The organism is Okeania sp. SIO2B9 (assembly GCF_010672505.1).
Taxonomy (GTDB): Bacteria; Cyanobacteriota; Cyanobacteriia; order Cyanobacteriales; family Microcoleaceae; genus Okeania; species Okeania hirsuta.
In genome coordinates this window covers 1-10322 of record NZ_JAAHGK010000093.1, presented here as the reverse complement: position 1 = coordinate 10322, position 10322 = coordinate 1, and the positions used below count along the sequence as shown (strand labels likewise).

Here is a 10322-nt window from a genome sequence, read left to right as displayed (position 1 = left end):
TAGCGCTGTGCGCAGGGAACAGGCAACAGGGAACAGGGAACAGGGGGAATAAATTGCCGATAATATAAGACTTCTAGCTCTTTTGCCCCTACTACAATTTGTAAATATACCAGCGCTCATTGCTATATTAGGGATTTATAGCAGTCTCAGGAAAGTTAGGACATCTCAAAAGCTTAAAACTCAGATAATGCAAGATTTTTCCTTATTTCTTCTTCCTTCTGCTATAATACTAATTTGAAAAAATAATGTTACGAATAATAAGTGCGATCAAAAGATTTTGCAACAAATGTCCCTTTGACGAAAAATAGAATTTACGACCTAAAAACTGGTATTGAAGCAATTCCCGTGGGACTCGGTCCGACTGAGTTACCCTCCTGGGAGGGGTTAGAGGTAGGTTGACTCCTAAGAAATAGCCTAACTATTTGTAGCAAACATTTATCAAATTGGTATAATTCTAATAAAATTCCACCTAAAACCTAAAACCCCAAACCTAAAACCTAAATTTTAAGGTTCTGACCAAGGGATAATATTATCCTCAGCTAACTGTTGAGAAACAGCGATCGCTCCATAAAGATTCAAATGACTAGGGTCAGAAAATTTGTCATAAGCATCTGGCCATGCACCACCTAAATCTCGGAATAAAAAGTTTGAATATTCTAGAGATAACTGCTGCATATATTCCTGAAATTTTTGTTCATAGGTAGTTCGCGCCTCATCTAAATATGCTGTAGTTAAAGGCATATTCACAAATACAAAATTAATCCCTATTGACTGAGTATACTGTAGTAAATTCTTCAGTGCAGTTATTTGTTTTCCTGGCAACTGGAAGTTAGCATAATCTGCATCATATTTACCTGAAACTTTAGCATAGTTTTGATAGTAATTTTCTGGCTCAAACTTAATTGAAATTGGTAGAAAACCGTTAGATTGAAATTGGTCTAATTTATCAATATCTTCTACTGCTAAATCTTTGTCTTTTTGTTGCTGCAAAAAATTCCAATTTTTCGGATTATTTATGATTGAATTTATTAAACTTTTGAGGCGGTCGCGCTGTTGATAAGTCACCGATATTTCCTCAATTTTTCCCTGGATATTTTTAAATATTTGCTGGTATTTTTTAATGTCAAAATTAACAGATGTTTCTGATGTATTTGTCTCAATAGTAAATGTGCCAGCATCTACTTCCTCATAGCCTTCAGAACTCGCAATAATATCAAAAGTTCGATCCACTCTGCCACTATTAAGAGCGCGAACTCCATCAGCAAATATAATTAATTGCGGCAGTTGTTCTGCTGGTAAAACCTGACGTACAATTAAATCTACCACCTGAGCTGTTGCCCCATTTATGCCAAAATTATAAACTCTTAAATCTGGATATCCTGCTGTTGCTAAACTTTCCTCAAGTACTGTAGGATTAACCCCTCTCAATGCTCTAGAACTACCAACTATTAAAATATCTGGTAGTTTTTTTTCTACTTGTAAATATTGTTGATAACGAACTAACTGTTCATCTAATTGCGGACTATTAAAACTAGGATAAGTAGAAAATTCAGGAGCTTCCACAGCATCTTCATTCACTTCTGTAGGAGTTTGACAATTCGGACCATGACAAATACTTCCAGACCGGGAAATATCTGGAAGTTGCTGTAATATTGCACCTAATTTTAGATCGGTTTGAACTGTCAACAAAATACCCATAGCAGCACAAGCAAAAGCAGTAACCCATTTACCGGAATTAAAAGTATTATATGTCAATGAATTACCCATTTGTGTAGAGTATTCTTCATTAGGAATGAACAAACGAGAAGTAATAAGTAACTGTTGAATAGCCGTAAAAAGTTGTGTTGTAACTGTGTAATTATTATGAGGAGTTAACAGCTTTGAGTCAAATTTTTCAGTTTTCTGTGGTGTTAACTTGAGAAAAACACGATCTGCTCTTTTTCCTAATAACAAATCCATTTCTGCAGAAGCAGCAAACTCCGGAGGTTGTTCCGAATACTGACGACTTCTGGCAGTAAAATTAATACCATAGCGCCACAAAGGCAATTTTTGACCAGCACGACGTCCATACACCCTGACCCCACTAATTCCAGGAACTTGAAGTTGACGCAAAAACTGAGCGATGGGTGGTCCTACTTGAGATTGAGAAGGACAAGTAGGAGCTTCACTCATAACGTGCAATAATTCCTGCTTAGGTAATATTAGTACTCGAATACCACCTGTTTGTAATTTTTGATCGAGGTCTGGATTAAGTAATTTGTTTAACAGAAAACTAATAGCTTCATAGTTTCCCTGACTTGCCAAAACTTTAGCACTTGCTGCCATCTCTGAATTTTCTGATGCTGGTAAATTCAACCAGTCGATCCAAAGAGGTGACTCCGATTTTTGTTTCGGTTCATTAATAATACAACCATAGATAGTAGCAGCTTGGATACCTCTAGGTAGAATAGTAGATAATGTAGAGGCGATCGCTTCTTTTGTCTTCTTTTTATCTGGAGCTTCTTGGTTTGAGTTATTAGTATTAGTACAGAATAAATGTAATGTAGATTCTTTGAGAGTAGCTCGAATCTTGATTTCAAGAGTAGTAAATTGTTGTTGTAGCAAACGTTCAATTGCTGCCACATCTCCCCAACTTGCCCATTCTTGTAGCATCAGATCGGGTGGAGTTAGATCCACCCGCAGCATCCAGTCCGGTGCAGTTTCACCCTGAACAAGTAGAGAAATTAAAGCTTCATGGAAATCTTTGAGCTTTAAGTCTCGTAGCTTTTGGGCGATCGGTTCTGCCAATAGAGATGGAGCTGGACTATAAGCTGCTTCACAAGAGACCCATAGAATTTTTTGGGTTTTCAATTCAGGACTTTTGGCAGAATCTTCTGATTGTTGGGTAGTTTCTGTTAATTTTTCCTTAAGTTGTCTTTCTCGAATACTGACATTTACAGAAACCCCTAACTCACCTAAAACTTCACTAAGATAACTAGCAATTGCATCTGGATGGCCATATTTGGCCAATCTTTGATAGGAAACCGTCAGGGGAGAATCAAGTAAATATTGGTCTAATTCTTCTGTATTTTCTGAGTCTGCTTCTAATTCATTGGGTTGTGTTGATTCAGTAACAGAGGAATTTTCTGAGTTTAATCTTGGTGATGAAATCAGTTGTGAATGGTCTAATGTGTCATTTGTCAACACAGATGCCTTGTGGGGAGTTGAAAGTAATTCAGAGGCGTTGTGATTAATATCTAGTTTCGGAGATTGTCCAACAGTGACTTTTCTCAGATGTTCTTCCGGTAAAGTTTGACTATCATTTTGATTTTGTGGGTGTTTTGCAGGAACAACATAATTAGACTTCGAGAGAGTATCAACTTTTGAATCAGAGGAACTAGAAGGAGTATTTATCTGTTGACTCTGAGTTCCTACCTTATTACCATCAAGTTTTACTGTCCAGTCAGGTCTCCTGCGACCTAAAGCTCGGCCACATAGAAACATCTGGTAAATTCGAGGTTGATTAGGAGGTAGTAGAGATTCTAGATCGACCTGACCCAGTGCCTGGGAAAACTGGGCTAGTGCAAAGTTCATTTCTGGACATTTTTCGGCTTCACAGAGAATATGTAAATGATTGCCACGCAATCTCACCTGTACTTGCACTTCTGGAAGTCCCAAAGCTTCTTGTGCCCAATCTCCTAAAGGAGAGCGATTTTCCGTCAATATAGTTTTATTCCCTTTCATCTTCTCCTTTTTGTGGGAGACTCCCTTGTTCGGCTTAACTATTCGTTAGTGACATTTTGGACTGTAGCGTATAAACATATATAAAGGAAAGCCTATTGCTAAAATTCATATAATATAGTTGAAAATCATGGGTATATTCGTATATTATTATACTATATGATGATATGAGCGAAAATTTAGAGAGTATTTATCAATTGAAGAAGGCAGAAGGCAGAAGGTCTAATTGCTTATGGATTTAAACTCCAAACAATTTTAAGCACCCCCGTTGACGGTGGGGTATTAAATCAGCCACAGAAAAGATAAATATTAAATCGCGTAGGGTGCAAAGCGTGTTACGTAACGCACGCTTCCCAAGCACGCGGTGCGTGAGGTTTAAAACTGACCATTATTCCAGAAATGGTAAGTATTTAGTCACAGGCCCTATTTTTACTTTTGTTGGCAAACAGTCTCTGAGGAGCCACGGACTAATAAATTAAGAAAAATTTCTATTGATTTTAGCTTTGAATGATAAAAAATGCTATATCATCATATCAAACTTATTAATTATTTCTCACTTTTAGCTGTCTTGCCATCTTAACAATTAATATTCAACCAAACTTTAATATTATCGAAATTTGTTGAGTGGCTGAATATGCTTGAGTCTTGTTAAGCTTGCTATATTAAGTTCTAGCGTATAAACTTACTAAGGTAAAATCAATGCAATCCTTTCGAGAAAATTCCTCTGAAAATCCTACAATAAAAGCTCCCAGTTGGAAAATTTCCTCAGATATTTTACTTAGCTTGGCCACTGGTCCTGTTTTATTAGGATTATTGGGTAATAAAGCCATTAATGAATTATTACCAGAAATTGGCCTCTATAGTGAGGAAATATTTCGGGGCGATCGTCTACCAATGCTTAATTTTCCCCAAAATTCATCAGATTCCTAATTTTATTTGTTATTTGACTATTTATAGTTTCTTTCAACAAATTCCTAAGATTTTTTAAACTTAAGATTAAGGGTGCAACAACTCCCATCCTTTTCTATAGGTTAGCTCAAAGCCTCTACTACTATGTGATTAATTAACAAAAAACATTGCTGAAAGCCTAGCTCTCAAAGGCCTACTTTACTCTCAGGTGTATGATACAGTAATGTTAGTTGAAATATGCAACCCCCTACTAAATATAGGTAAAGTGTTCTCAGAAGGTCAAAATATCCGAACTTGCGGTGGCGAAAAAACAGCAAAAAACTAGAGCAAACCAAAGTATCTAATAAAATAAGATTCAGTGAATAAAACAGTAGCGGACGGTAGCGGACGGCATCCGCCAACTGAGGTTAACCACCTGAATGACAGGGGACAGCACAACCTATACAATACTACCGCAATATTAGAGCATAGTTAAGCGGTCTCGCGGGAGCCATGATCCCTACTCCTTGAAGCAAGTGGAATATGTCAAAAAAGCACATTTATTCCATGATGCTTGTTTAGTATTTGGCATTTTTCTGATTAACGATTGGGAAAATAACCAAAATGTTATAAAAACATTAACAAAAACAAAATTACCAGATAGTTGGTTTAGTGATGTAGAACTTAGAAGTATTTTAACACTAGACCTATGACTAAATGTAAGCTACTGAATAGCCTACAAAAATTTTGGCAGATAAGAGCTAGGGGGTTTAACTTGTAGATGAAAAATGACTCACGAAATTTATAGAGAAAGATTAATGACTCTCGCTTCCTTTTAATAGTGGGAAGCAAAAAGTTATTTATTGTTAAAAGAAAGGGTGGAAAAAGAGGTATTTAATGAGGAATATATATTTTTTTAATAAACGGCGTTGGTAATTGATGGGATAATTTATATTTTGGGGTACCGCTCTGTAACCTACCCCGGTTAATCATTGGGGGATTGCCCCTACAAATTTCATCCTGTAATTTACCAATGCCTAATAAACCAACAATAGTTGAAAAATCCCCTATTAGCAATAGCTATTTTGATAATTTGGTACTACTAAATCTCATTGAACGAGTATAAAAGTATTAAACAATATATTGATTTTGATATCAGTATCTACTAAGGAATAGGTAATATGAGTTCACTACTAAAGTCAGAACAGACAACGCTAGAACAAGGGGTTAATAATCCCCCGACTAAAGTTTCAGGTATGTTTCTGGGTAATCGAATTAAAATAATTGAAGATTTATGGGAATTAGTGCTAAGGCAAGAGTGTGGCCAAGAATTGGTAAGTATACTCCAGAAAATGCGCTCGGTTAATTCTCCAGAAGGACAAGCTTTTAACTTTCTAGATTCAGAAATTGTACAACTTATTGAACAGTTAGAACTCAAAGATGCAATTCGGGCCGCCCGAGCTTTTGCTTTATATTTTCAGCTAATCAATATTGTTGAACAACATTATGAACAAAGGATTCAACAACTAGCCTACTCTAACAACAAAGGTCTGGGAAAACTAATCTTTAAAGATGATGAAGTTAAGGATGGTGAAGCTTGTTCATTGCGGATGGGAAGTATTCCTGTCTGGAGCGATAACAGAAATAAACCTGAAGGAGAGGGGACATTTCATTATCTATTTCCCCTATTGCGGACTCTGAATGTGCCATCTCAATTAATTCAACGATTAATTGATCAATTAGATATCCGTCTAGTGTTTACAGCACATCCTACAGAAATTGTACGTCATACAATTAGAACAAAACAGCGACGCATTGCCAAAATTTTCCAACAGCTCGATCTAGTAGAAGAAAGTTTTTCAGAATTGTCTGTAGATGGAGAACAGGAAAATTCAATGGTTTCATCCTGGGAAACAGAATCTCTCAAGGAACAGTTAACAGAAGAAATTCGTTTGTGGTGGCGTACAGACGAACTACACCAATTTAAACCTACTGTACTTGATGAAGTAGAAACGACTCTTCATTACTTTGAAGAAGTGTTGTTTGAAGCTACTCCCAAACTATATCAAAGGTTTAAGCAAGCTCTGCATAGTTCTTTCCCTTACTTAAAACCACCTACTTTCAATTTCTGTAAGTTTGGCTCTTGGGTGGGAGCTGACCGGGATGGTAATCCTTTTTGTACACCAGAGGTGACTTGGCAAACAGCTTGCTATCAACGGAAGATAGCGTTAGATAAGTATATTGATATTATTGATTCCCTGATCGAACTTTTAAGTTTGTCGTTGCATTGGAGTGATGTTTTACCAGAACTGCTGGACTCGTTAGACCGCGACCAATTGCAAATGCCCGAAGTATATGACCAATGGGCAATTCGTTATCGGCGAGAACCATATAGGTTGAAGTTGTCTTATGTGAGAAAGCGTTTGGAAAATACTCGCGATCGCAACTGGCGCTTGTATAATGGTGATTCTCTCCAAAGAGAAATGGAAGTTCTCTCCCAACGTCGAGAAACAGCAGCAGTTTATCGTTCTGGTGGCGAATTTCTAGAAGAGTTACAACTAATTCAACGTAACTTGAGCGAAACTGGTTTAAGCTGTAGTGACTTGGAAAATCTCATTTGCCAGGTAGAAATTTTTGGCTTCAATTTAGCACGACTAGATATCCGCCAGGAATCTTCTGTCCATGAGGCTGTGATTAATGAAGTTACTGAATATTTACAAATTCTGCCTAAACCCTATATTGAAATGTCAGAGGCAGAACGAACTGAGTGGCTATCAACAGAATTGCCTACTCGTCGCCCACTAATTCCTACAGAACTACCTTTTTCTGAGAGGACTTGCGAAATCATTAACACTTTCCGAATGCTGCGACAGTTACAGGTAGAGTTTGGCCCAGAAATTTGCCAAACTTACATTATCAGTATGAGTCGTGATGTCAGCGATCTATTGGAAGTGTTGTTGCTAGCTCAAGAAGCAGGACTGTATGACCCGGCAACTGGAAAAAGTGAGATTCAGGTGGTTCCTCTGTTTGAGACAGTGGAAGACTTGAGAAATGCTCCCAGGGTGATGCGCAATTTATTTGAATTGCCTTTGTATCGGGCAGCACTTGCTGGTGGATATAATCAATTACAAGAACCAGCAGACTCTCAAATGCAATCTGAGTTAAAGACTCTTTATTTGCAAGAAGTGATGCTTGGTTACTCAGATAGTAATAAAGATTCTGGGTTCCTCAGTAGTAACTGGGAAATTCATAAAGCTCAAAAAGCTTTACATAAAATTGGTGAGGAATATGGTATCGCATTACGGATATTTCATGGGCGCGGTGGTTCGGTAGGACGTGGTGGCGGTCCTGCTTACAAAGCTATTTTAGCTCAACCAGGTAAGAGTATTAGTGGGCGGATTAAGATTACTGAACAAGGTGAGGTGCTAGCTTCTAAATATTCTTTGCCTCAGTTGGCAATGTATAACTTAGAAAATGTTACTACTGCAGTTATTCAAGCTAGTTTACTACATACAGGGTTTGATGAAATTGACACCTGGAATGACATTATGGAGGAGTTGGCGGTAAGATCGCGCACTCATTACCGACATCTGATTTATGAACAACCGGATTTAGTAGAGTTTTTCTATCAAGTTACCCCGATCCAAGAAATTAGTCAACTACAAATTAGTTCTCGTCCAGCTCGGAGGAAAAATGATAAAAAGAAGACAATTTCTGGTTTACGGGCAATTCCTTGGGTGTTTAGCTGGACTCAGAGTCGCTTCCTGTTACCTGCTTGGTATGGGGTAGGAACAGCTTTACAAGAATTTGTGCAAAAGCAACCAGAAGAACACCTGAAACTTTTGCAGTATTTTTATCTAAAATGGCCATTTTTCACTACTGCAATCTCTAAAGTAGAGATGACTCTAGCGAAGGTAGATTTACAAATGGCTCATTATTATGTCCGAGAATTATCTAATCCAGAAGACCGGGAAAGATTTGAGGCGTTGTTTGAGCAAATTGCTACTGAATATCACCTAACGCGGGATTTAGTTTTACAAATTTCTGGCCATCAACGACCTTTAGATGGAGAGCCAGATTTGCAGCGTTCTGTGCAGTTGCGGAATGCTAATATTGTTCCTCTAGGTATGTTGCAGGTAGCTTTGTTGAAACGCCTGCGTCAGCATGATACAGGTACGCCAGGAGTAATTCACTCTCGCTATAGTAAGGGTGAGTTGTTACAAGGTGCTTTGTTGACTCTCAATGGTATTGCTGCTGGAATGCGGAATACAGGTTGAGGAAGAGTGAGATGAGGGCGTGGGTGAATTTCAAAACTACCCATGTTCTTTTTATAGCGATCGCAGTTTTCACCCTTGATAGACAACATTAGGGAAGTAGGTAGTAGGCAGTAGGGGCGTTAACGATAGTTATGCGAAGCTAACGGCCGTTTGCTCCTACAGGAGTAGGGGAGTAGGGAACAAAAAATAATTTTGCCTAGCGATCAATCTGACCATAAAATATATAGCAACCGCCAGGTTGGTTAGGACAATTAGTGCGATCATCTTGCTCGCGACATAAATCATCATAGTGACCCGATGTCCTATAGCAATGAGCGCTCAGGTATTTACAACTGAGTAGATCAAAGTGCAGTAAGGGAAAAGGTTGACAAAAAATAATAGAGTTGTCGCTAAATAGAGGGAAAAAATCGCTCCAACCTAGACAGAGCAATAATTTCAAGGCCTTTTTAGCCACCAATAGCTACAATCCTTATATAACAAGGTTTTTGGGGGTTTTTGAAGTTATAAAGCGACAAGTCTATTTTGTTTTTTTCAACTTTATAGCCGAGTTTTTCTAAGCCTATATTCACTACTTCAGTTTGAAATAATTCTTGTATCCAGGTACTATTGGCACTACGAATAGTAACTATTCCAGGAGGAGTTTTTTGACAGGAAGTGAAAACTATTAATAAGCTTGTTAATATGCTTCCTACTTTTTTCAGGATTTTAAAATTAATTTAATTCCTGATTTTTTGCTCTGATTTATACTTATTTATGAATTAGCTGAAACCTAAAAATGTGAAAAGTAGTATCAGCTTTTTTATAAAATTTAAAACCAATTTTATTATTAAAAAATCAGCAATTTTTTTATGCTGAATTAGCAGCTTTTCTCGCTTTTTCTAACCAAATATCATATTTTTGCTGATTATTTTTTATCCACTCCTGAGCATGACGGAGAATATCTTCTGGTTTGTCTTCACCCTCTTTAATAAGTAAACTTTCAACATTCATATCTGCTACTGGAATTTGTACTAATTCAAACCATCGTTGAGCAACTGGGTTGTCTTCTAGGAATTTTTTATTAGCCACAATATGCTGTTGCAGTAAGGGAAAACCTAGATTTTTTCCATCTAGAGATGTATCTTTTTCAGTCAAATTTCCTATAGATTGCTGTTTTTTTATAAATTTGATATCCACTTCTTCCGTTAGGAGTTAAAATTCCAACTCCTTCTAATTTTTCTTCACCACCAGCATTTTAAAAGAATTTTTCGTGTCCTGGTAAGTAATAAATAACACTATATTCTAAGTCTCCATTACCCATAGAAATATAAAGTGCTGGGTAATCAATTTCCTTTGGCTTTTCTACTTTATAGCCGAGTTTTTCTAGAGCTAGATTAACAATATTAGTTTATAATCACTCTTTTTTTTTACTTTTATAGCGGTTTTCACAAAGATAGA

At 37.2% G+C, this 10322-nt stretch carries 6 protein-coding genes; 4 read left to right on the top strand and 2 right to left on the bottom strand.

Features of this window, described 5'->3' with window-relative positions:
• Positions 1 to 261 precede the first annotated feature (261 nt).
• A complete protein-coding gene (locus F6K13_RS05665) occupies positions 262 to 399 on the top strand; it encodes a hypothetical protein (protein WP_161564973.1) in 138 nt (45 codons plus the stop codon).
• 105 nt (positions 400 to 504) lie between these two features.
• Here the strand turns inward: F6K13_RS05665 and F6K13_RS05660 are convergent, their stop codons facing one another.
• Positions 505 to 3723, bottom strand: a complete 3219-nt coding sequence (locus tag F6K13_RS05660) for a DUF1574 family protein (protein WP_124154627.1) — start codon at positions 3721 to 3723, stop codon at positions 505 to 507.
• A gap of 696 nt (positions 3724 to 4419) precedes the next feature.
• On the opposite strand from F6K13_RS05660, the gene F6K13_RS05655 reads away from it, so the two are divergent.
• The 3 genes from F6K13_RS05655 to ppc all read left to right on the top strand — a co-directional run bounded on the left by F6K13_RS05655 (position 4420) and on the right by ppc (position 8885).
• Positions 4420 to 4650, top strand: a complete 231-nt coding sequence (locus F6K13_RS05655; RefSeq protein WP_124144258.1) for a hypothetical protein — start codon at positions 4420 to 4422, stop codon at positions 4648 to 4650.
• Between the two features lie 494 nt (positions 4651 to 5144).
• A complete protein-coding gene (locus F6K13_RS05650) occupies positions 5145 to 5321 on the top strand; it encodes a hypothetical protein (protein WP_161564974.1) in 177 nt (58 codons plus the stop codon).
• A gap of 468 nt (positions 5322 to 5789) precedes the next feature.
• Entirely contained in the window at positions 5790 to 8885 is a 3096-nt protein-coding gene (gene ppc, locus F6K13_RS05645; RefSeq protein WP_124144259.1) for a phosphoenolpyruvate carboxylase, read from the top strand.
• A gap of 846 nt (positions 8886 to 9731) precedes the next feature.
• Here the strand turns inward: ppc and F6K13_RS05640 are convergent.
• Positions 9732 to 10019, bottom strand: a complete 288-nt coding sequence (locus tag F6K13_RS05640; RefSeq protein WP_240038955.1) for a glycine betaine ABC transporter substrate-binding protein — start codon at positions 10017 to 10019, stop codon at positions 9732 to 9734.
• Positions 10020 to 10322 lie beyond the last annotated feature (303 nt).